The sequence below is a fragment of the Mycolicibacterium austroafricanum genome, assembly GCF_902705885.1.
GTDB lineage: Bacteria > Actinomycetota > Actinomycetes > Mycobacteriales > Mycobacteriaceae > Mycobacterium > Mycobacterium vanbaalenii_A.
The window spans coordinates 195262-216779 of the sequence record NZ_CACSIP010000045.1 but is presented as its reverse complement, the minus strand read 5'-3'; the positions used below and the strand labels follow the sequence as shown (position 1 = coordinate 216779).

18 protein-coding genes and 1 tRNA gene are annotated in these 21518 nt (G+C 68.5%); 8 read left to right on the top strand and 11 right to left on the bottom strand.

The window, feature by feature from the left end; translation table 11 throughout:
* Positions 1-52 precede the first annotated feature (52 nt).
* From BEMPMBAN_RS26070 to BEMPMBAN_RS26050, 5 genes are all read left to right on the top strand, one after another.
* A complete protein-coding gene (locus tag BEMPMBAN_RS26070) occupies positions 53-1021 on the top strand; it encodes a 4-(cytidine 5'-diphospho)-2-C-methyl-D-erythritol kinase (protein ID WP_159234423.1) in 969 nt (322 codons plus the stop codon).
* A 309-nt stretch (positions 1022-1330) separates the two neighbouring features.
* Positions 1331-2968 (top strand): fatty acyl-AMP ligase, encoded by a 1638-nt coding sequence (locus tag BEMPMBAN_RS26065; RefSeq protein WP_159234422.1) that lies wholly within the window; start codon positions 1331-1333, stop codon positions 2966-2968.
* A gap of 146 nt (positions 2969-3114) precedes the next feature.
* On the top strand, positions 3115-4077 hold the full coding sequence (locus BEMPMBAN_RS26060) for an efflux ABC transporter ATPase subunit, DrrA-related (RefSeq protein WP_159234421.1): 963 nt from the start codon (positions 3115-3117) through the stop codon (positions 4075-4077).
* The gene (locus tag BEMPMBAN_RS26055) at positions 4074-4928 is read left to right on the top strand and encodes an ABC transporter permease (RefSeq protein ID WP_159234420.1); all 855 of its coding nucleotides are present in this window, start codon (positions 4074-4076) and stop codon (positions 4926-4928) included. The genes BEMPMBAN_RS26060 and BEMPMBAN_RS26055 overlap by 4 nt, the downstream gene beginning before the upstream one ends.
* A gap of 152 nt (positions 4929-5080) precedes the next feature.
* On the top strand, positions 5081-6109 hold the full coding sequence (locus BEMPMBAN_RS26050; RefSeq protein WP_159234419.1) for a 4Fe-4S binding protein: 1029 nt from the start codon (positions 5081-5083) through the stop codon (positions 6107-6109).
* Here BEMPMBAN_RS26050 and pth read toward each other — a convergent pair.
* The 8 genes from pth to BEMPMBAN_RS26010 all read right to left on the bottom strand — a co-directional run bounded on the left by pth (position 6106) and on the right by BEMPMBAN_RS26010 (position 12236).
* Positions 6106-6672, bottom strand: coding sequence for an aminoacyl-tRNA hydrolase (pth, locus tag BEMPMBAN_RS26045; protein WP_159234499.1), 567 nt, complete (start codon positions 6670-6672; stop codon positions 6106-6108). The two genes, BEMPMBAN_RS26050 and pth, sit on opposite strands and share 4 nt — an antisense overlap.
* Positions 6673-6731: 59 nt before the next feature.
* Complete coding sequence (locus tag BEMPMBAN_RS26040) at positions 6732-7394, bottom strand: 50S ribosomal protein L25/general stress protein Ctc (protein WP_159234418.1); 663 nt, start codon at positions 7392-7394, stop codon at positions 6732-6734.
* 156 nt (positions 7395-7550) lie between these two features.
* Complete coding sequence (locus BEMPMBAN_RS26035; RefSeq protein ID WP_159234417.1) at positions 7551-8432, bottom strand: oxidoreductase; 882 nt, start codon at positions 8430-8432, stop codon at positions 7551-7553.
* A 103-nt stretch (positions 8433-8535) separates the two neighbouring features.
* Complete coding sequence (locus BEMPMBAN_RS26030) at positions 8536-9147, bottom strand: LpqN/LpqT family lipoprotein (RefSeq protein WP_159234498.1); 612 nt, start codon at positions 9145-9147, stop codon at positions 8536-8538.
* Between the two features lie 47 nt (positions 9148-9194).
* A complete protein-coding gene (gene arsC, locus BEMPMBAN_RS26025; protein ID WP_159234416.1) occupies positions 9195-9548 on the bottom strand; it encodes an arsenate reductase (glutaredoxin) in 354 nt (117 codons plus the stop codon).
* Between the two features lies 1 nt (position 9549).
* Positions 9550-10530 (bottom strand): ribose-phosphate diphosphokinase, encoded by a 981-nt coding sequence (locus BEMPMBAN_RS26020; RefSeq protein WP_159234415.1) that lies wholly within the window; start codon positions 10528-10530, stop codon positions 9550-9552.
* A 91-nt stretch (positions 10531-10621) separates the two neighbouring features.
* Entirely contained in the window at positions 10622-12076 is a 1455-nt protein-coding gene (gene glmU, locus BEMPMBAN_RS26015; protein ID WP_159234413.1) for a bifunctional UDP-N-acetylglucosamine diphosphorylase/glucosamine-1-phosphate N-acetyltransferase GlmU, read from the bottom strand.
* A gap of 88 nt (positions 12077-12164) precedes the next feature.
* A tRNA-Gln gene (locus BEMPMBAN_RS26010) sits at positions 12165-12236 on the bottom strand.
* 131 nt (positions 12237-12367) lie between these two features.
* On the opposite strand from BEMPMBAN_RS26010, the gene BEMPMBAN_RS26005 reads away from it, so the two are divergent.
* The 3 genes from BEMPMBAN_RS26005 (at position 12368) to BEMPMBAN_RS25995 (ending at position 17744) form a co-directional block, all read left to right on the top strand.
* Positions 12368-12961, top strand: a complete 594-nt coding sequence (locus BEMPMBAN_RS26005; protein ID WP_159234497.1) for a TetR/AcrR family transcriptional regulator — start codon at positions 12368-12370, stop codon at positions 12959-12961.
* A 112-nt stretch (positions 12962-13073) separates the two neighbouring features.
* Positions 13074-16730: a transcription-repair coupling factor gene (gene mfd / locus BEMPMBAN_RS26000; protein WP_159234411.1), complete on the top strand. Its 3657-nt coding sequence runs from the start codon at positions 13074-13076 to the stop codon at positions 16728-16730.
* A 30-nt stretch (positions 16731-16760) separates the two neighbouring features.
* Entirely contained in the window at positions 16761-17744 is a 984-nt protein-coding gene (locus BEMPMBAN_RS25995) for a nucleoside triphosphate pyrophosphohydrolase (RefSeq protein ID WP_159234409.1), read from the top strand.
* A gap of 27 nt (positions 17745-17771) precedes the next feature.
* On the opposite strand, the gene BEMPMBAN_RS25990 is transcribed toward BEMPMBAN_RS25995, so the two are convergent.
* Genes BEMPMBAN_RS25990 through BEMPMBAN_RS25980 form a run of 3 tightly spaced genes read right to left on the bottom strand, consistent with a single transcriptional unit; the run spans position 17772 to position 21436 of the window.
* Complete coding sequence (locus tag BEMPMBAN_RS25990; protein ID WP_234897710.1) at positions 17772-18809, bottom strand: ABC transporter ATP-binding protein; 1038 nt, start codon at positions 18807-18809, stop codon at positions 17772-17774.
* An 8-nt stretch (positions 18810-18817) separates the two neighbouring features.
* The gene (locus tag BEMPMBAN_RS25985) at positions 18818-20410 is read right to left on the bottom strand and encodes an ABC transporter permease (RefSeq protein WP_425295012.1); all 1593 of its coding nucleotides are present in this window, start codon (positions 20408-20410) and stop codon (positions 18818-18820) included.
* The gene (locus BEMPMBAN_RS25980; RefSeq protein ID WP_159234404.1) at positions 20411-21436 is read right to left on the bottom strand and encodes an iron ABC transporter substrate-binding protein; all 1026 of its coding nucleotides are present in this window, start codon (positions 21434-21436) and stop codon (positions 20411-20413) included.
* Between the last annotated feature and the right edge of the window lie 82 nt (positions 21437-21518).

The following is a 21518-nucleotide window of genomic DNA, read 5'->3' as shown; positions in this document are numbered from 1 at the left end:
ACCGCCCGGGCGTCGGGTGCCCCGCCGGCCGTTGCGGCGTTAGTGTCGAGCGGTGTCCGCGAACGACGGAAGTACCGCATCGGAATGGGTTCCCTCCGGCTCGGTCAGTGTCCGGGTGCCCGGCAAGGTCAACCTCTATCTGGAGGTCGGTGACCGGCGCGACGACGGCTACCACGAACTGGCCACCGTCTTCCACGCCGTGTCACTGCTCGACGAGGTGACCGTCACGACCGCCGACATGCTGTCGGTCGAGGTCACGGGAGAGGGTGCGGAATCGCTGCCCACCGACGAGCGCAACCTGGCGTGGCGCGCGGCCGAACTGCTGGCCGAGCACGTCGGCCGGACCCCCGACGTCGCGATCTCGATCGACAAGACGATCCCGGTCGCCGGCGGAATGGCCGGGGGGAGTGCCGACGCGGCTGCCGTGCTGGTCGCGATGAACTCGCTGTGGGAACTCGGCGTGCCGCGGCGGGATCTCCATGCACTCGCCGCCCAGCTCGGCAGTGATGTGCCGTTCGCACTGCACGGCGGTACGGCGTTGGGCACCGGCCGGGGAGAGGAACTGGCAACCGTGCTCGCCCGCAACACCTTTCACTGGGTGCTGGCGTTCTCTGCCGGTGAGCTGTCCACCAAGAAGGTCTTCGGTGAGATCGACCGGCTGCGCGCGGCCGACGATCGCAACCTTCCGCCGCGCCTGGAATCCGCCGAACCGGTGCTGGCTGCGCTGGCGTCGGGTGATCCGGCGCAATTGGCGCCGCTGCTCGGCAACGACCTACAGCCCGCGGCGCTTAGCCTCGACGCGTCGCTGCGGCGGACCCTGCGCGCCGGAGTGGAGGCCGGCGCCCTGGCAGGTGTGGTGTCCGGGTCGGGGCCCACCTGCGCGTTCCTGTGTGGCTCGGCTGGGGCGGCGGTGGACGTGGGTACCGAACTCGCCGGCGCCGGGGTGTGCCGCACGGTGCGGGTGGCCAGCGGTCCGGTGCAGGGTGCGCGGGTCGTCCCGAGCCCGTCGACGTCGGTGTGAGCACGCTGCGGCCTGGTCACGAACCGGTGTGACTAATGACTCATTCCTCGCTTCCGTTTGGCAGTTACTTAAGAGTTGCCTAAGATGAGCGACGGTGAGAGCTAGCGGTCGAGCAATGGACGCAACCAGTTCCGCCACCGCTGAGCACGGTGGGCGTCGGGCTGGGTTTGATCGCGCTTATGGGACATCACCGATTCGAGACACAACTGCTGCCCAACCGTGTGCGCGCCTCCGTGAAAACGCCTCCCAGCAGGCGGAGCATGGCAAACGCGTACGCGCATCGGGGCAGATGTCGGCGAGGAGGTCGTGGTGAGCAGATTCACCGAGAAGATGTACCGCAGTGCGCACACCACCGGCAGGGGCATGGTGACCGGCGAGCCGTACGAGCCGGTCCGGCACACCTGGGGTGAGGTGCACGAGCGGGCACGGCGCATCGCCGGTGGTCTCGAAGCGGCCGGTATCGGCCTCGGCGACGCCGTCGGCGTGTTGGCCGGGTTCCCGGTCGAGATCGCCCCCACGGCCCAGGGCCTGTGGATGCGCGGCGCGAGCCTGACGATGCTGCACCAGCCGACTCCGCGCACCGACCTGGTGATGTGGGCCGAGGACACGATGAACGTGATCGGCATGATCGAGGCGAAGGCTGTGATCGTGTCCGAGCCTTTCCTGGTGGCGATCCCGGTGCTCGAGGAGAAGGGCATCAAGGTCCTCACGGTCGCCGACCTGCTCGCCTCGGAGCCGATCGACCCCATCGACGTCGGCGAGGACGACCTCGCGCTGATGCAGCTGACCTCGGGTTCCACTGGGTCGCCCAAGGCCGTGCAGATCACCCACCGCAACATCTACTCGAACGCCGAGGCGATGTTCATCGGCGCCGAGTACGACGTCGACAAGGACGTCATGGTCAGCTGGCTGCCCTGCTTCCATGACATGGGCATGGTCGGCTTCCTGACCATCCCGATGTACTTCGGCGCCGAACTGGTCAAGGTCACGCCGATGGACTTCCTGCGGGACACCCTGCTGTGGGCCAAGCTCATCGACAAGTACAAGGGCACCATGACGGCCGCGCCCAATTTCGCCTACGCGCTGTTCGCCAAGCGGCTGCGCAGGCAGGCCAAGCCGGGCGAGTTCGACCTGTCGACGTTGCGCTTCGCGCTGTCGGGCGCCGAGCCGGTCGAGCCGGCCGACGTCGAGGACCTCATCGACGCCGGCAAGCCGTTCGGCCTGCGGCCCGAGGCGATCCTGCCCGCCTACGGCATGGCCGAGACGACGCTGGCGGTGTCGTTCTCGCCGTGCAACGCCGGCCTGGTCGTCGACGAGGTCGACGCCGATCTGCTGGCGGCGCTGCGCCGTGCGGTGCCCGCCTCGAAAGGCAACACCAAGCGACTGGCCACGCTCGGCCCGCTGCTTACCGACCTCGAGGCCCGGATCATCGACGACCACGGCAACATCATGCCGAACCGCGGCGTCGGGGTCATCGAACTGCGCGGCGAATGCCTGACTCCCGGCTACCTCACCATGGGCGGTTTCATCCCGGCCCAGGACGAGCAGGGCTGGTATGACACCGGCGACCTCGGCTACCTGACCGACAACGGCCACGTCGTCGTGTGCGGACGCGTCAAGGACGTGATCATCATGGCCGGCCGCAACATCTACCCGACCGACATCGAGCGGGCAGCGGGCCGGGTCGAAGGCGTGCGTGCCGGTTGCGCGGTCGCGGTCCGGTTGGACGCCGGTCACTCGCGCGAGACGTTCGCCGTCGCGGTCGAGTCCAACAACTGGGAGGACCCCGTCGAGGTCCGCCGGATCGAACACCAGGTCGCCCACGAGGTGGTGGCCGAGGTCGACGTGCGCCCCCGCAACGTGGTGGTGCTCGGGCCGGGCAGCATCCCGAAGACGCCGTCGGGCAAGCTGCGTCGCTCCACGTCGGTCTCGCTGGTCACCGGCTGACCCTTCCCCGCGAGCGTGCGTGTCCGCACGCGGACGCGCCGTGATCCGTGGCATTTTGCGCACGTTCGCGGGCGCTCAGCGCGGCCTGCGTGCCGCGAGGGAAATCGAGTGGCCGGATGTCGGTCCGCGCGGATACCGTCGAGCCCATGCCATCCCCGCCGGCGATCGAAGCGATCGAACTCGTCAAGCGCTACGGCCAGGAAACTGCCGTCGACGGCGTCAGCTTCACCGTTCCCCCCGGGACCGTGTTGGGCCTGTTGGGCCCCAACGGCGCCGGCAAGACGACCACGGTCCGGATGATGACCACGCTCACCGAGCCGACCAGCGGCACCGCGCGCGTCGCCGGTTACGACGTGCTGACCGATCCCGACCAGGTGCGTCGCCACATGGGCCTGACCGGTCAGGTGGCCACCGTCGACGAGTTGCTCACCGGGCGGGAGAACATCCGGATGATCGGCGGTCTCTACGGCATCCGGCGTAACCACCTGAACAGGATCGGTGATCAACTGCTGCAGCAGTTCTCGCTCACCGATGCGGGGGACCGGGTGGTGAAGTCCTATTCCGGAGGGATGCGGCGCCGTCTGGACCTCGCCGTGAGCCTGCTGGCGTCGCCGCCGGTGCTGTTTCTCGACGAGCCCACCACCGGCCTGGATCCCCGCAGCCGAAGCGAGCTGTGGGACGTGTTGCGCGGGCTGGTGGCGCAGGGGACGACACTGCTGCTGACCACCCAGTACCTGGAGGAGGCCGATCAGCTGGCCGACAACATCGTCGTGATCGACCGGGGACGCATCATCGCGCAGGGCTCACCGCTGGAACTCAAGCAGCAGGCGGGTCGTGCCAGCCTCGTGGTCACCGTCGCCGACGTCGCCGACCTGGAGCCTGCCCACGCCCTGTTGGCCAGGACCGGTGCCGAGGTGTTCACCGACACCGCGGCCCGCCGGCTGACCGCCTCGGCCGACGGGCTCGACGACATGATCAGTGTGGCGGGGTGGCTGCGCGACAGCGGCATCGGTGTCGACGACATCGGGCTGTCGCGCCCGAGCCTCGATGACGTGTTCCTGACGCTCACCGGCCACCGAACCGAAGACAGTGAGGAAGTGGGCGCATGACCGCACTCGAGACCAGGGCACCGGTGCCCATCACGCCCCGGCCCGTCCCGACGCATCCGACGAACCTGTTGCAGCAGTCCTGGATCATGGTCAAGCGCAACATGATTCACACCAAGCGGATGCCCGAGATGCTCAGCGACGTCACGGCGCAGCCGATCATGTTCGTGTTGTTGTTCGCGTTCGTCTTCGGCGCGTCGATCACCAACACCGGTGGGGCGTCCTACCGGGAGTTCCTGCTTCCGGGCATCCTGGCGCAGACCATCGTGTTCTCGGCGTTCGTGGTGGCGGCGGGGATCACCGCCGACGTGGAGAAGGGGATCATCGACCGGTTCCGGTCGCTGCCGATCTCCCGTTCTTCGGTGTTGATCGGACGCAGTATCGCCAGCGTCATCCACTCGTCGTTGGGCGTGGTGGTGATGGCGGTGACGGGGCTGCTGATCGGATGGCGGATCCGGGGAGGCATCGCCGAAGCGGTGCTGGCCTTCGTGCTGCTGCTGTTGTTCGGCTTCGGGATGATCTGGTTCGGGATCCTCGTCGGCTCGTTGATGCGCACCGTCGAGGCGGTCAACGGCGTGATGTTCACCGCGCTCTTCCCGGTGACCTTCCTGGCCAACACGTTCGTGCCGACCGAGCCGATGCCGCACTGGCTGCGGATGATCGCCGAGTGGAACCCGGTGTCCTCGCTGGCGCAGGCGATGCGCGAGCTGTGGGGCAATGGTGGTCCGGCGCCCGCCGGTGCCCAACTGCCGCTGCATCATCCGGTGCTGTCGACGATCCTGTGGTCACTGGCGCTGACGGCGGTGTTCGCGCCGGTGGCGTTGTACGCCTACCGCCGCCGCACGTCGGGGTAGGACCGGCTCCCTCCCGGCGGGCGCGTGTCGGTACACCGCCGCGCCATGTTCCGCGGCGTTTGGCGTGCCCGTCGTGGCCGGCGAGTGAGATCCTGCTGCTGGTGTGGAGCGGCAGCTCCCCGTCCAGCTGAGTATTGTGTACTATACCCAGCATGGAGAGGTTACCTTCACGACTGGCCGAGCACCCCACCGTCCGCACGGTGCGATCCCGCTCGACGCCCAAACCCGGCACCATCGACGCGGACTGGCTGCGGCAGGTCTGTCTGGATGCCGGCGCCGACGACGTCGCCTTCGCCGCCGTCGACGACCCCGCCCTGAGTTCGGAGCGCGAGCACGTCGAAGCGGCCCTGCCGGGCACACTCAGCTACATCTCCCTGGTGGTGAAGATGAACCGCGACAACGTCCGTTCGAGTGAACGCAGCGTGGCCAACCAGGAGTTCCACCGCAGCGGCGAGGTGATGAACGAGGCGGCGCACCGGATCACCCGGGCGCTGCAGGACACCGGCTACCGGGTGGTGAACCCGTCGGCCACCTTCCCGATGGAGATGGACCGCTTTCCGGGCCGGATCTGGGTGGTGGCGCACAAGCCCGTCGCGGTGGCCGCCGGCCTCGGGGTGATGGGCATCCACCGCAACGTGATCCATCCCAGATTCGGCAACTTCATCCTCCTCGGCACCATCCTGGTCGCCGCACCGATCAGCAGCTACGGTGTGCCGCTCGACTATTCACCGTGCCTGGAATGCAAGCTGTGCGTTGCCGCCTGTCCGGTGGGTGCCATCAAGAAGGACGGCGACTTCGACTTCTTCGCGTGTTCGGTACACAATTACCGCGAGTTCATGGGCGGCTTCACCGACTGGGCGCAGACCGTCGCCGACAGCGCCGATGCCGCCGACTTCCGCTCCCGCGTCAGCGATTCGGAGAACGCGTCGATGTGGCAGAGCCTGTCGTTCAAGGCCAACTACAAGGCCGCCTACTGCCTGGCGGTCTGCCCTGCAGGGGAGGAGGTCATCGAACCCTATCTCGATGACCGCAAGGGGTTCATGGACCTGGTGCTCAAGCCGCTTCAGGACAAGGTCGAGAACCTCTATGTGCTAGCGGATTCCGATGCCGAGGCGCACGCGCGAAAGCGGTTCCCGCACAAGCGCGTCAAAGTGGTGGACGGCGGGATGGGGCTGCGCTAGGACCACGCGTGGACGGTGTTCTGCGCGGTTTCGAGTCCCTGGGCGATCAGCAGCTCGGTGGCGTCGGCGGCCTGCTCGCAGATGGTCGGGACCTCGGCACGCTCGACCGAACCGAAGTTCTCCAGCACGTAGGTGGCCGGATCCTTGCGCCCGGGCGGGCGGCCGATGCCGATCCGTACCCGCTTGAAGTCCTTGGTGCCCAACGCCGAAACGATGGAACGCAGGCCGTTGTGGCCACCCTCACCGCCGCCCAGCTTGAGCCGGATGCGCCCGAAGTCGATGTCGAGTTCGTCGTGGATCACCACGATGTCCGCCGGGGCCACCGAATAGAACTTCGCCAGCGGTCCGACCTGCCTGCCGGATTCATTCATGTACACCCGCGGCTTGGCGAGCACCACCGACCGGCCGGCGAGCCGGGCGGTGGCCACCTCGGCCCCGGACTTCTTGTGCACCTTGAACGTCTCACCGAGCCGGTCGGCGAGGACGTCGGCGACCATGAAGCCGACGTTGTGCCGGTTAGCGGCGTACTTCGGTCCCGGATTGCCGAGTCCGACCACCAGCAGGGTTCCCTGCCCGGGGGCAGGGGACGGCTCGGCCACGACAGCAGTCCGTCCCGGCAGGCCTAGTCGGAATCGGAGTCGGATGCGGCTTCCTCGGTGGCTTCTCCGGTGGCGGCCGCCTCGGTGGCGGCCTCGCCCTCTTCGCCGGCGCCCTCGGACTCGAGGTCCTCGGCGGTCGGCGCGACGATCACGTTGACCACCAACAGTTCGGGGTCGGACACCAGCGTCACGCCCTCGGGCAACTCGACCCCGGCTGCGGTGATCTGAGTGCCCGCAGTGGCGCCCTCGACCGACACGGTGAACTGCTCGGGGATCGACTGGACGTCGGCCTCGATCTCGATGGTGTTGGTTTCCTGGTTGACCAGGGTGTCGGGGGCGGCGTCACCCTCGACCGCGATGTTGACCTCGACGGTCACCTTCTCGCCGCGGCGCACCACGAGCAGGTCGGCGTGCTGGATGTTGCGGCGGATCGGGTGGATCTCCAGCGTCCTGGTCAGCGCGAGCTGCTCGGTGCCTTCGATGTCGAGCGTGAGCACCGCGTTGGTGCCGGTGTGGCGGAGCACCGCAGCGAAGTCACGTGCGTCGAGCTCGAGATGGCGCGGGTCGGAGCCGTGGCCGTACAGCACCGCGGGTACCTTGCCCTCGCGGCGGGCGCGGCGCGAGGCGCCCTTGCCGGTGGCGCTGCGGACCTGGGCGGTCAGATTGTTGGGGGCGTTCCTCGCCATTGTGGTGCTCCTGTGCCGGTGATCGGTGTCGGGCACGGCCAGGGGTTAACACCATCGGAGATGCTGGTTCCCGTCGATAACGGTGGCCGTGAAGATCAGGCCACCCTCGCCGTGACGCGTCTGCAAGGGTAGCGCAGAACCGCGGTCAGCCAAAAATCAGAAGGGAAACTCGACCCCGGTGAGCTGCTCGGAAAGGGTCCACAGTGCGGCGGCCTTGGCTCGGTTGCGGGCCAGCGGGCTGCGCTGCGCCTGTCCGGTGGGGCCTCGCATGCCGAATCGCGGCCCGATGAAGCTGTCCCCAGGCAGCGGCTGTGACGCCGCGTACAGGGTCTGGCGGGCGCCGAAGTCGGCGTCGGTGGCCGTCAGCCGGTTGGCGGTGTCCCAGAAACGGGTGCCGAATTGGTTCCCGGTCTGTCCCTGCAGGTTGGTCGCCGAGTACCCGGGATGGGCTGCGACTGCGGTCAGCGGGGACCCGGCCGCGGTCAGCCTGCGCTGCAGTTCGGTCGTGAACAGCAGGTTGGCGAGCTTCGACTGGCCGTAGGCCGGCCAGGCGAGGTAGGGCCGCGCCTTCCAGTTGAGGTCCTTGAGGCTGAGGTAGCCGAGCAGGTGCATCATCGAGGACACGGTGACCACCCGATCGGTGATCGTGGGCAACAGCAGATTGGTCAGCGCGAAATGGCCGAGGTGGTTGGTCCCGATCTGGCTCTCGAACCCGTCGACGGTCAGTGCGTACGGCACCGCCATGATGCCCGCGTTGTTGACCAGCACGTCGACCGTGGTGCCGGCCTCGGCGACACCGTCGGCGAACTCCCGGATCGAGGCCAGATCCTGCAGATCGAGCTTGCGCACCTCGACGTCGCCGCTCATCTGCGCGGCGGCGGCCGCGCCTTTCTCGAGGTTGCGCACCGCCAGGATGGTCTTGGCGCCGACGCGGGCCAACTCGCGGGCGGTCACCAGGCCGAGGCCGCTGTTGGCGCCGGTGACGATCACGGTGCGGCCGTCGAATGAGGGCAGGTCGGAGGCGGTCCAGTCGCTCATCTGCACCACCCTAATGTTCGACCCCCAACCTTCGCCGGAACGGTATTCCAGCAGGGCGGTGCTCAAAGAACCTCTGCTGGAATACCGTTCCGGCGCAAGGGGGTCAGGGCACCTCGACGGTGAAGCCGTCGATGATCTCCTCGATGTCCGGCGCTTCGTCAGCAGCGTCCTCGGCGTAGCCGGTCACGGTGAACTGGATCAGGTAGCGCTGGTTGTCCGGTGCGGCGCCGGTGGCGATGACGATGCGGTTGTAACTGTGCATCCGGGTGCCGTTGAGGTCGTAGCTGCCCTCGATCATCGACGACGGGAACCCGGCGAAGTCCGCGACGGACGAGTTGAGCTCCCGGAAGTTCTGCGACATCTCGGCGTCGACGTTGCCGTGCGTGACGGCTTCGCGGGCGTCGAAGTCGCCCTCGAGTCGGAACACCATCAGCATCGCGGTCGGGTAGGTGTCGCCCTTGACGATCATCCGGGTGCCCGGCGCAAGGTTGGTGCCCTGGTAGGGGGTCCAACCCTGCGGCGTGGGCATCGAGATCGTCAGGTCGGTCAGCTTGTCGAAGACGACGGGCTGCCCGACGACGCCGGACTGCTCGAGGAACCCGGCGATGTTCACCGGAGCCGCCACGGCCGAGGTGGGCGGCACCGTGGTCGTCTGGCTGGGCGTCGACCACACGGACTGATAGTCGGGGGCTTCGGTCCCGCAGCCCGCCGCCATCACAGCCACCAGTGTCGCCGCGGCAGCCGCCACCAGGGACCGAACCGTCACAAAATCTCTCGGACGTTGTCGAGCGGCCGCGCCAGCCGGGTCCCCTTGGAGGTCACCACGAACGGCCGCTCGATCAGGATGGGGTGCTGCGCCATCGCGTCGAGCAGGTCGTCGTCCGACGCCGAGGCCAGCCCCAGTTCGGTGTAGAGCGATTCACGTTTGCGCACGGCCGTGCGCACGTCGATCCCGGCGTCGGCGATCAGCTTCACGAGTTCGGCGCGCGACGGCGGGGTCTTGAGGTACAGCACGATCTCGGGCTCAACGCCGTTGTCGCGCAGCAACTCCAGCGTCTTGCGCGACGTCGAGCACTTCGGGTTGTGGTAGATGGTTGCCGTGCCGCGCTCCGACATATCAGGCGGACCCGTCGAAAAGCCCTGTCACCGAGCCATTCTCGAATACCGCGCGAATGGTGTTGGCCAGCAGCGGCGCGATCGACAGCACGGTGAGCTGCGGGAACAGCTTTTCCTCGCCGATCGGCAGGGTGTTGGTGACGATGACTTCGCGTGCGCCGCTTTCGTTCAGGCGTTCCCGGGCCGGGTCGGACAGCACACCGTGGGTGGCGGCGATGACGACGTCGACCGCGCCGTCCTCTTTCAGCAACCGGACGGCACCGGCGATGGTGCCGCCGGTGTCGATCATGTCGTCGGTCAGGATGCAGGTCTTGCCCCGCACGTCGCCGACCACCCTGTTCGACTTGACCTGGTTGGGCACCAGCGGGTCGCGGGTCTTGTGGATGAACGCGAGCGGCACGCCACCCAGCGAGTCGGCCCACTTCTCGGCGACGCGCACCCGGCCGGAGTCGGGGGAGACGACGACCATGTCGTGGTCGGAGTAGTTGTCGGCGATGTAGCCGGTCAGCAGCTTCTGTGCGCGCATGTGGTCGACCGGACCGTCGAAGAACCCCTGGATCTGGTCGGTGTGCAGGTCGACGGTGACGATCCGGTCCGCGCCGGCGGTCTTGAGCAGATCGGCGACCAGACGCGCGGAGATGGGCTCGCGGCCGCGGTGCTTCTTGTCCTGGCGGGCGTACGGGTAGAACGGCAGGATCGCGGTGATGCGTTTGGCGCTGCCGCGCTTGAGCGCGTCGATCATGATCAGCTGTTCCATCAGCCACTGGTTCAGTGGCCATGGATGGCTCTGCAGTACGAACGCGTCGCAGCCGCGCACCGACTCGTCGAAGCGGACGAAGATCTCGCCGTTGGCGAAGTCCCGTGCGGATTGCGCGGTGACCGGAACATCGAGTTCCTTGGCGACCTGCTCGGCCAGTTCGGGGTGCGCCCGACCCGAGAAGAGCATCAGGTTTTTGCGGTTGTCGGTCCAGTCGTGGCTCACGGGCTGCCCTTGGCTCGGGGATCGATACCGGGCCATCGTACGTAGCGGTTACGCACCTACGCTGCCGGGTTACCAGAATGCCAACAATCGGCTACCTGCCGGTAGGTTCGTCCTCCGTCTCGGCGGATGCCCGGGCCGCCGCCGCGGCTGCGCTGCCCGGGCGCTTACGTTGCACCCAGCCTTCGATGTTGCGTTGCGGACCCGCGGACACCGCCAGCGCTCCGGGGGGCACGTCTTCGCGGACCACCGTGCCGGCGCCGGTGTAGGCGCCGTCGCCGATGGTCACCGGAGCGACGAACATGGTGTCCGAACCGGTGCGGACGTGCGAGCCGATTGTGGTGCGCCGCTTGGTTTCTCCGTCGTAGTTGACGAATACGCTGGACGCGCCGATGTTGCTGTGCTCACCGATGTCGGCGTCGCCGACGTAGGTCAGGTGCGGCACCTTGGTGCCGTCGCCGATGGAGGAGTTCTTCGTCTCGACGAAAGCGCCCAGCTTGCCGGCGGTGCCCAGCACGGTGCCGGGCCGCAGATAGGTGAACGGTCCGACGGTCGCGTCGGCCCCGATCGTCGAGGAACTGCCGTGGGTGCGGACCACCTCGGCGCCGTCGCCGACGGTGACGTCGGTCAAGGTGGTGTCGGGCCCGATCTCGCAGCGCCCACCGATGTTCGTCGTGCCCCGTAGCTGGGTGCCGGGGCGCACCACGGTGTCGCGGCCGATGGTGACATCGACGTCGATCCAGGTGGAGGCGGGGTCGACGATCGTCACCCCGGAGCGCTGATGATCAGCGACGATGCGGCGGTTGAGCTCGGCGCCCAGCTCGGCCAGTTGCACCCGGTCGTTGACGCCGGTGACCAGCGCGGTGTCGTCGACGTGCTGGGCACGCACGCTGCGCCCGTCGGAACGCACGATCGAGATGACGTCGGTCAGGTAGAGCTCGTGTTGGGCGTTGTCCGAGCGCAGCCGGCCCAGAGCCGAGCGCAGCGCGTCGATGTCGAACGCATAAACGCCGGCATTGACCTCGGTGATCGCCCGCTGTGACGGGCTGGCGTCGGCCTGCTCCACGATCCCCATCACCGCCCCGTCCTGGGTGCGGAGGATCCGCCCGTAGCCGGTCGGGTCGGCCAACGTCGTGGTCAGCACCGTCGCGACGGCCGATTCGGCGCTGTGCGCGGCGATCAGGTCGGTCAGCGTGTGGGCGTCCAGCAACGGGACATCGCCCGAGGTCACGACCACGATGCCGTCGAAGTCCGGCGGCAGGGCCGCCAGCCCGCATTCGGCGGCGTGCCCGGTTCCGTGTTGCTGCTCCTGCACCGCGATCTCGACCGGCCGGCCCAGTTCCTCGCCGATCTGCAGCGCCGTCGGCGCTACCCGCTCGCGGTCCCGGCCCACCACCACGACCAGGTGCCCGGGCGCCACCTCGGCCACCGCGTGCAGGCAGTGCGCCAGCATGCTGCGGCCCGCGAGGGTGTGCAGCACCTTGGGGGTGTCGGATTTCATCCTGGTGCCGGCACCCGCTGCCAGCACCAGGACCGCGGCCTCACGCATAGACGTCCTTCCCGCCCCGGCGCACGCGTGCAGAACGTGAACACTCCGGTCCCGGGTGTCACTCGGTGCGCTCGGCCAGCCTCGCTTGCTCCGTCGCCAGGACTCGAACCTGAACTATCTGAACCAAAATCAGAGGTGCTGCCGATTACACCACGACGGACTGATCACCCAGAGACTCTAGTCCAAGCAACAGCGTGCCAATGGGCACGCGGGTCGGGTGCCGGGGCCTACGCTAACGGCGTGGCAGTGCCCGACAAGCCCGACAATCACGCGCGGGCCCCCCGCGCCCGGATGACCGGCAGCGAACGTCGCCAGCAGTTGATCGAGATCGCCAAGTCGCTGTTCGCCGAGCGCGGTTTCGACGGCACCTCGGTCGAGGAGATCGCGCTGCGCGCCAACGTGTCCAAGCCGGTGGTGTACGAACATTTCGGCGGCAAGGAGGGGCTCTACGCCGTCGTCGTGGACCGGGAGATGTCGGCGCTTCTGGACGGAATCACGGCGTCGTTGACCAAGAACCGCTCCCGGGTGCGCGTCGAACGGGTCGCTCTGGCACTGCTGACGTATGTCGAGGAGCGCACCGACGGTTTCCGCATCCTGATCCGCGATTCCCCGGCGAGCATCACCTCGGGCACCTACTCCACGCTGCTCAACGACGCCGTCAGCCAGGTGGCGTCGATCCTCGCCGGGGACTTCTCCCGCCGCGGGCTGGATCCGGACCTGGCGCCGCTGTACGCGCAGGCGCTGGTCGGCTCGGTGTCGATGGCCGCCCAGTGGTGGCTCGACGTGCGCGAGCCGAAGAAAGAGGTAGTCGCCGCCCACCTGGTGAACCTGTGCTGGAACGGGTTGACGCACCTCGAATCCGATCCGGTGCTGCACCAGGAGTGAGCCGGGCCGCATATCGGCTGTTCCGGCGCTGACACCGGCTGTCGAGTACCGCTGCGGCGCCGCGATGCCCGTGCCGCAGGCGGTCCGGCAGATGCCTACGATGGGACCCATCATGACCGTATCGGGGACCCTTGACGTCCACACCCCGATCGCGGGCCTCGTCCACCTGGCACTTCGTGATCCCTCCCTGCAGGAGGCGGCTCGTCGTGCTGCGGACCGGCCCGCCGATCTCGACCTCGTCGGCCCGGCAAGTGCGCGGGTCTACCTGGCGTCCGCGCTCGCGCAGACCGGGCCGTTGCTGGTGGTCACCGCGACCGGCCGGGAAGCCGACGATCTGACGGCCGAGCTGCGCGGCGTGTTCGGCGACGCCGTCGCGATGTTCCCGTCCTGGGAGACGTTGCCGCACGAGCGACTGTCGCCGGGAGTGGACACCGTCGGCGCGCGGCTGATGGTGCTGCGCCGGCTCGCGCACCCCGAGGACCAGCGGCTGGGTCCTGCGCTGCGGATCGTGGTGACCACCGCCCGGTCCCTGCTGCAGCCGATGGCCCCCGACATCGCCGCGGTGGAGCCGGTCACGCTGACCGTGGGCACCGACATCGCCTTCGAATCGGTCGTCGAGCGGCTCGTCGAGCTGGCCTACACGCGGGTCGACATGGTCGGCAAGCGGGGCGAGTTCGCGGTGCGCGGCGGCATCCTCGACGTCTTCCCGCCGACCGCCGAGCATCCCGTGCGCATCGAGTTCTGGGGCGACGAGGTCACCGAGATGCGGATGTTCTCCGTCGCTGACCAGCGCTCGATCCCGGAGATCGACATCAACACCGTCATCGCCGTGCCGTGCCGGGAGGTGCTGCTCACCGCTGACGTGCGGGAGCGTGCCGCCGCACTGTCGGCCGAACACCCGGTGCAGGAGAACGGGGTGCCGGGCAATGTGCCCGACATGCTGGCCAAGCTCGCCGAGGGCATCCCGGTCGACGGCATGGAGGCGCTGCTGCCGGTGTTGCGCCCCACCGACCTGGCGACGCTGCCGGCACATCTGCCCGAGGGCACCCCGCTGCTGATCTGCGATCCGGAGAAGGTGCGCAGCCGGGCGGCCGATCTGATCAAGACCGGGCGGGAGTTCCTCGAGGCGTCGTGGTCGACCGCCGCCGTGGGCGGGGGGGTGCCCATCGACATCGAGGCGCTGGGCGCGTCCGGGTTCATCGGCTTCGGCGCCGCCCGGGACGCGGCCCGCGAGGGTGGGCATCCGTGGTGGACGTTGAGTCAACTCGACAGCGGCGGCGGCGAGGCACTCAACCTCGACATCCGGCCGGCGCCGACTGCGCGCGGCCAGCAGCACAGCGTCGAGGAGATCTTCGCGATGCTGCGCGCCCACGTGAGCGTCGGTGGGGCCACCCCGAATTACGCAGTCGTCGTCACCCCGGGCACCGGCACGGCGATGCGCGTCGTCGAGCAGCTCGGTGAAGCCGACACCCCCGCAGCGATCCTGGAGCCGGGTGCCGCGCCGACCGAAGGTGTGGTCGGCGTCCTCAAGGGTCCCCTGCACGACGGGGTGGTGATCCCCGGGGCCAACCTGGTGGTGATCTCCGAGACCGACTTGACCGGCAATCGCGCCGCCGCCACCGAGAACCGCAGGCTGGCGGCCAAGCGACGCAACGTCGTCGACCCGCTCGCGCTGACCGCCGGTGACCTGGTCGTCCACGACCAGCACGGCATCGGCCGGTTCGTCGAGATGACCGAGAGGGTGATCGGCGGGGCCCGCCGCGAATACCTGGTGCTGGAGTACGGGTCGTCCAAGCGCGGTGGCGGCACCGACAAGCTGTACGTGCCGATGGACTCGCTGGACCAGTTGTCGCGCTACGTGGGCGGCGAGGCGCCGAACCTGTCCCGCCTCGGCGGCAGCGACTGGGCGAACACGAAGACCAAGGCCCGCAGGGCGGTTCGCGAGATCGCCGCGGAGCTGGTGGCGCTCTACGCCAAGCGTCAGGCGTCCCCGGGGCATGCGTTCAGCCCGGACACCCCGTGGCAGACCGAGATGGAGGACGCGTTCGGGTTCACCGAGACCGTGGACCAGATGACGGCTATCACCGAGGTGAAGTCCGACATGGAGAAGCCGGTTCCGATGGACCGGGTGATCTGCGGCGACGTCGGCTACGGCAAGACCGAGATCGCGGTGCGGGCGGCGTTCAAGGCGGTGCAGGACGGCAAGCAGGTGGCGGTGCTGGTGCCGACGACGCTGCTGGCCGACCAGCATCTGCAGACGTTCACGACGCGCACCGCCGGGTTCCCGATCACGGTGAAGGGGCTGTCGCGGTTCACCGACCCGGCCGAGTCGCGGGCCACGCTGGAGGGGATGAAGGACGGCTCGGTCGACATCGTCATCGGCACCCACCGGCTGCTGCAGACCGGTGTGACGTGGAAAGACCTCGGCCTGGTCGTCGTCGACGAGGAGCAGCGCTTCGGGGTGGAACACAAGGAGCACATCAAATCGATGCGCACCCACGTCGACGTGCTGACGATGAGCGCGACGCCGATCCCGCGGACGCTGGAGATGAGCCTGGCGGGGATCCGGGAGATGTCGACGATCCTGACGCCTCCGGAGGAGCGCTACCCGGTGCTCACGTATGTGGGGCCGCAGGACGACAAGCAGGTCGCCGCGGCGCTGCGCCGCGAGATGCTGCGCGACGGGCAGGCGTTCTACATCCACAACCGGGTACGCACCATCGACCAGGCCGCTGCGAAGGTGCGATCGCTGGTGCCCGAGGCCCGGGTGGTCGTCGCGCACGGCCAGATGCCCGAGGAGCAACTCGAACGCACCGTCGAAGGTTTCTGGAATCGCGAATACGACATCCTGGTGTGCACCACGATCGTCGAGACCGGGCTGGACATCTCCAACGCCAACACGCTGATCGTTGAGCGCGCCGACACCTTCGGCCTCTCCCAGCTGCACCAGCTACGCGGCCGGGTGGGGCGTTCGCGTGAACGGGGTTACGCGTACTTCCTTTATCCGCCGGAGGTTCCGCTGACCGAGACGGCCTACGACCGGCTCGCGACGATCGCCCAGAACAACGAGCTGGGCGCGGGAATGGCGGTGGCGATGAAGGACCTCGAGATCCGGGGTGCGGGAAACGTTTTGGGCGCCGAGCAATCCGGGCATGTCGCCGGTGTGGGGTTCGATCTCTACGTGCGGCTGGTCGGCGAAGCAGTCGAGGCGTACCGGGCGGTCGCCGACGGGGAAACCGTTGCCGCACCGCAGGAACCGAAGGACGTCAGGATCGACCTGCCGGTCGACGCGCACCTGCCGCCGGACTACATCGCCAGCGACCGGCTGCGGCTGGAGGCCTACCGCCGCCTCGCCGCGGCCCAGGACGACGCCGCGGTCGACTCGGTGATCGAGGAGCTCAACGACCGCTACGGCCCGCTGCCCGAACCGGCGCAACGGCTGATCGCGGTCGCACGGCTGCGGTTGCTGGCACGGGCGCACGGGATCACCGAGATCGGTGCGGTGTCGGCGTCGACCGTGCGGATCGCACCGCTCACGCTGCCGGACTCGGCTCAGTTGCGGCTCAAGCGGCTGTACTCCGGTGCGAACTACCGGGCCACCACCTCGACGGTGCAGGTGCCGATACCGCGGTCGGGCAGTGGGGTGGGGGCGCCCCGGATACGCGATCTCGACCTGGTGGCGTTCGTGGCAGGGTTGATGCTGGCCATCGACGGGAAACCGCAGGAGGAAGTTGATATAACCAAGTTCGGAGGTAGCCCGCGCCAATGAACGACCTGAGATCGATATGAGTACGCAGCGATGACGGTCGTGCTGGTCGACCCGCGCCGCCCGTCGTTGATTCCCGTCGAGGCGATCGAACTGCTGGCCGGTGACCTCCAGTACACCGAGGAACTGCCGATCAAGGTGCCGTGGTCGCTGCCGGCCGCGCGTCCGGCCTACGACGGTGAGCCCGCCGAGGTGCTGCTGTCCTCCGACGCCGATCATCCCTCGGTGGCGGCGCGGATCGCGGCGGGGGAGCGGGTGATCTCCGCGGCCGAGCCGCGGCCCGGCGAACGACTGGTCGACGCGGTCGCGCTGATGGACAAGCTGCGCACTGCCGGCCCGTGGGAGAGCCAGCAGACCCATGACTCGCTGCGGCGGTACCTGCTCGAAGAGACCTACGAACTGTTCGACGCGGTGCACGGCGGCGATCTGTCCGAACTGCGGGACGAACTCGGAGATGTGTTGCTGCAAGTGCTGTTTCACGCGCGCATCGCCGAGGATGCGCCCGAGAACTCGTTCGACATCGACGACGTGGCGGACGCTTTGGTTCGCAAGCTCGGCAACCGCGTACCCGCCGTGCTGGCCGGTGAGTCGATCACGTTGGAAGATCAGCTCGCGCAGTGGGAGCAGCGCAAGGCCCTGGAGAAGAGCGCGCGTGAGTCGTGCATGGACGACATTCCCACCGGGCAACCCGCGTTGGCGTTGGCGCAGAAGGTACTCGCCCGCGCCGAAGTAGCCGGAGTGCCAGATGATCTGATCCCCGACGAGTTGACGACGGTTTCGGTGTCGGCCGATTTCGATGCCGAAAACGCTTTGCGTTCAGCAGTTCTGGAGTTCATGGCGGATGTGCGAGCGGCCGAGGAGTCCGTCGCCGAGTCTCGGCGCGGCGCCGAGGTGGCCGCCGAACTCGACGACGCACCGCTGGGGGCGATCGGTGAGGACGAGTGGCGTGCGCACTGGCCGGGTGTCGCAGTCGACCTGGGCGACGAAACCGAGATCGCCGAAACAGAGGCAGAGTAGCCCCGGACAGGTGCTCGATGAGTCCTGTCACCGGAACACCACGCCACCGCCGATCACGTCGATGTGGACCTTCGCGTCCGCCGGGGGCGGTTCGATGCTGTGCTGGCGCACTGTGATCGGGGTGATGTCGCCGCCCAGGTCGATGGTGAGCAGCACATCGTGGCCCAGGAACTCGGTGGCGGCGACGGTGCCGACGCCGGTCTGGCGCTCGCTGTCGGCGACCTCGGTGGCGATCAGCTGCTCGGGTCGCAGCATCAGGGTGCCGGCACCGTCCGCAACCGCAGAGTCGACGGGCACCCTGCCCAGCGCACAAGAGGCCACACCGCCGGACACGGTGCACGGCAGGAACACACACTCGCCGAGGAACTCGGCGGTGAACCGGTCGACCGGATAGCGATAGACCTCACGCGGACTGCCGAGCTGGGTGAACCGGCCGTGACGCATCACCGCGACCTGGTCGGCGATCGACATCGCCTCCTCCTGGTCGTGCGTCACCACCAACGTCGTGACGCCGGCGGTGGCGAGCAGGTGTGCGACGGCCTTGCGGGTGGATGCGCGCAGCCCTGCGTCGAGTGAGCTGAACGGTTCGTCGAGCAGCATCAGCTTCGGCCGACGGGCCAGGGCGCGGGCCAGCGCCACCCGCTGCTGCTGCCCGCCGGACAGTTGGTGAGGTCGGCGCGACGCGTAGGACGGTTCCAGCGCAACCGTTTCCAGCAGGTCCGCTACTCGCCGGCGGATCGCGGCGCGGCGGCGTGTGGCGGGCAGGCCGTAGGCGATGTTCTGACCGACGGTCAGGTGGGGGAACAGGGCGCCGTCCTGGGCGACGTAGCCGACCGCACGCCGGTGGGCGGGCACGAACGCGGCCGGCCCGGACATCTGCTGACCGGAGATGGAAACGCTTCCGGAATCCGGTGTTTCGAATCCTGCGATCAGGCGCAGCAGCGTGGTCTTGCCGCACCCGGAGGCGCCGACGATGGCGGTGGCGCTGCCCGGCGGCAACTCCAGATCGATGCCGTCGAGCACCGTGGTGCCGCCGAAGGACTTCGTGAGTCCACTCACCTGCACCTTCGCGCTCACCCGGCCGCCGCCTTGGTGGACTGGCGGAACAGCACCATCGTCACCGGCATGGCCAGCACGACCATGACCAACGCATAGGGCGCGGCGGCAGCGTAATTCAACTCACCCGACATTGCCCAGAAGCCCATCGCCAGGGTGCGGGTGCCCGTCGGCGCCAGCAGCAGCGTCGCGGTCAGTTCCGTTGCCACGGCCACGAACACCAGCGACGCCCCGGCAGCCGCGGACGGTGCGGTCAGTCGCAGCGTCACCCGCAGGAACGTCACCCACGGCGGCGCTCCCAGCGACCGGGAGGCCTCCTCGAGCCCGATCGGCACCTGTGCCAGCCCGGCGCGCACGCTGACCAGGGCACGGGGCAGGAACATCAGCACGTATGCGCAGACCACCACCACCACCGTCTGGTAGAGCGGCGGTGCCACCCGGATGGTCACCGTCACCAGTGCCAATGCTGTGACGATGCCGGGCAGTGAACTTGTCACGTAGTTCGCGCCCTCCACCGTGCGGGCCAGGACTCCCTGGGAGCGCACCGCCACCCAGGCCACCGGGAACGCCAGCACCGTCGCCGCCAGCGCCGCGACGGTGGCCAGCCCGATCGTCTGGGTGAGCGCCTGACTGATCGGGGCGAGCTCCCACACGTCGGCGCCGCCGATCCACAGCCAGCGCAACAACGTCCACAGCGGCACCCCCAAGGCCAGCACGGCGAGCACGATCAGAACGAGCAACGCAGGAAACCGGTTGCGGCCCAGGTGAAGTGTCACGATGTCGCGGGCGGCGCCGCTGCCGATCCGCGCCATCCGGGCGTTGCCCCGCGCGCCGGCCTCGGCGACCAGCAGCACCAGACAGCACAACACCAGCACCCCGGCGAGCATGCTGCCGGCCGGGCCGTCGAAAGTCGCTTGGAACTGCTGAAAGATCGCGGTGGTGAAGGTCTCGAAGCGCAGCATCACGAACGCGCCGTACTCGGCGAGCAGATGCAGACCGATGAGCAACGCCCCGCCCAGTATCGCCAGGCGCAGCTGCGGGAGCGCCACCCGGAAGAAGACCCCGGTCGAACTGGATCCCAGTGCGCGAGCCGACTCCTCGACCGCGGGATCGAGCCGACGCAACGCCGCCGCTGCGGGCAGGTACACGAACGGGAAGTAGGACAGCGTCGTGACCAGCACGCCGGCGCCCAGCCCGTGCAGCGACGGCACGATCCCCAGCCACGCGTAGCTGTTGACGAACGCGGGCACCGCCAGCGGCGTGACGAACAGCGGCCGCCACAACGGGCGCCCCGGGACGTCGGTGCGCTCCACCAGCCAGGCGGCACCCACGCCGACGACGAGGCACAGCGGCACGGTCAGCACCACCAACGCCACGGTGTTGACCAGTAGCTCGCCGACGTGCGGCCGCACGATCAGCGCGTAAGCCTGATCCCATCCGGTCGTGACGAAAGCCCAGCCCACGTAGCTGAGCGGGATGAAGGTGGCAGCCACCAGAAGCGAGACGGTGACAGCGACCAGCGGACCCGGTCGGAGTGATACCGCCGCGGTGCGGGCCGGGAGCGGCTGCGGCCCCGACTGGAGGTCCTGCACGGCGGCCGGAGTGGCCACCTACAGCAAACCGTCCTTTGTCATCATGTCCGACACGGCCTGCGCGTCGAGGGTGGACGGGTCGACGGCGGGGGCCTGCAGCTCGGCCAGCGGGACCAGAGCCGGGTTGGCGGCGACGCCACTGGCCACCGGATATTCGAACGAGGTGCCGGTGCGCAGGATGTCCTGTCCGGCTTCGCTGGTGACGAACTGCAGGAATTGCTGCGCCTGATCCTGTTTGTCGCTCGACGCGAGCACTCCGCCGCCGGAGATGCTGACGAAGGCGCCCGGATCCTCGTTGCGGAAGTAGTGCAGTTCGGTGTTGCCGCTGATCTCCTCGGTCTCCGCCTGATCGCGGAACCAGTAGTAGTGGTAGATCACCCCGCCGGCCACCTCGCCGCTGTTCACGGCCCGCAGGGTGGTGATGTTGTTGTCGTAGATCTCGGCGTTGGTTTTCATGCCGTCCAGCCACCGCTCGGTGACCTCGGGTCCTTCGAGCTGCAGCAGAGCGGCGACGATGGCCTGGAAGTCCGCTTTCGCCGGAGGTGCGCCCCAGCGGCCCTGCCACTCCGGCCGCTGCAGGTCCAGCATCGAGGCGGGCAGCTGCTCGGGGGTGAGCATGTCGGTGTTGTAGGCGAACACCGTGGCTCGGGCCGCGACACCGGTCCACTTGCCACTCGACGGCCGATACTGCTCAGGGACCTGGTCGGCGATCTCGGGGGTGATGTCGGCGAACAGGTCCGCCCGTTCGACCGCGGCCATGGCGGGGGAGTTCTCGGTCAGGAACACATCGGCGGGTGAGGCATCACCCTCGGCGACCAACTGGTTGCCCATCTCGGTGTCGCCGCCCTGGCGGTAGGTGACCGGGATGCCGGTTTCCTCGGTGAAGGCTTCGATCCACTCCTTGGTCAGCGACTCGTGCTGCGCGCTGTAGATCAGTAGCTCGTCGCTCTGGCCGGAGCCCGAGCACGCTGCCGTGCCGAGTGCTGCGGTGAGGGTCACGACCACGCCGATCCGACTGGCGATTCGACTCCACCGTGTGCGCATGCGGGCCACGTCCTTCCCGCGCCGTATCCAGACGCTATTAGCGAATCCTAGCCTAAGGCGGCGGGCCCACTCGAAGGACTAA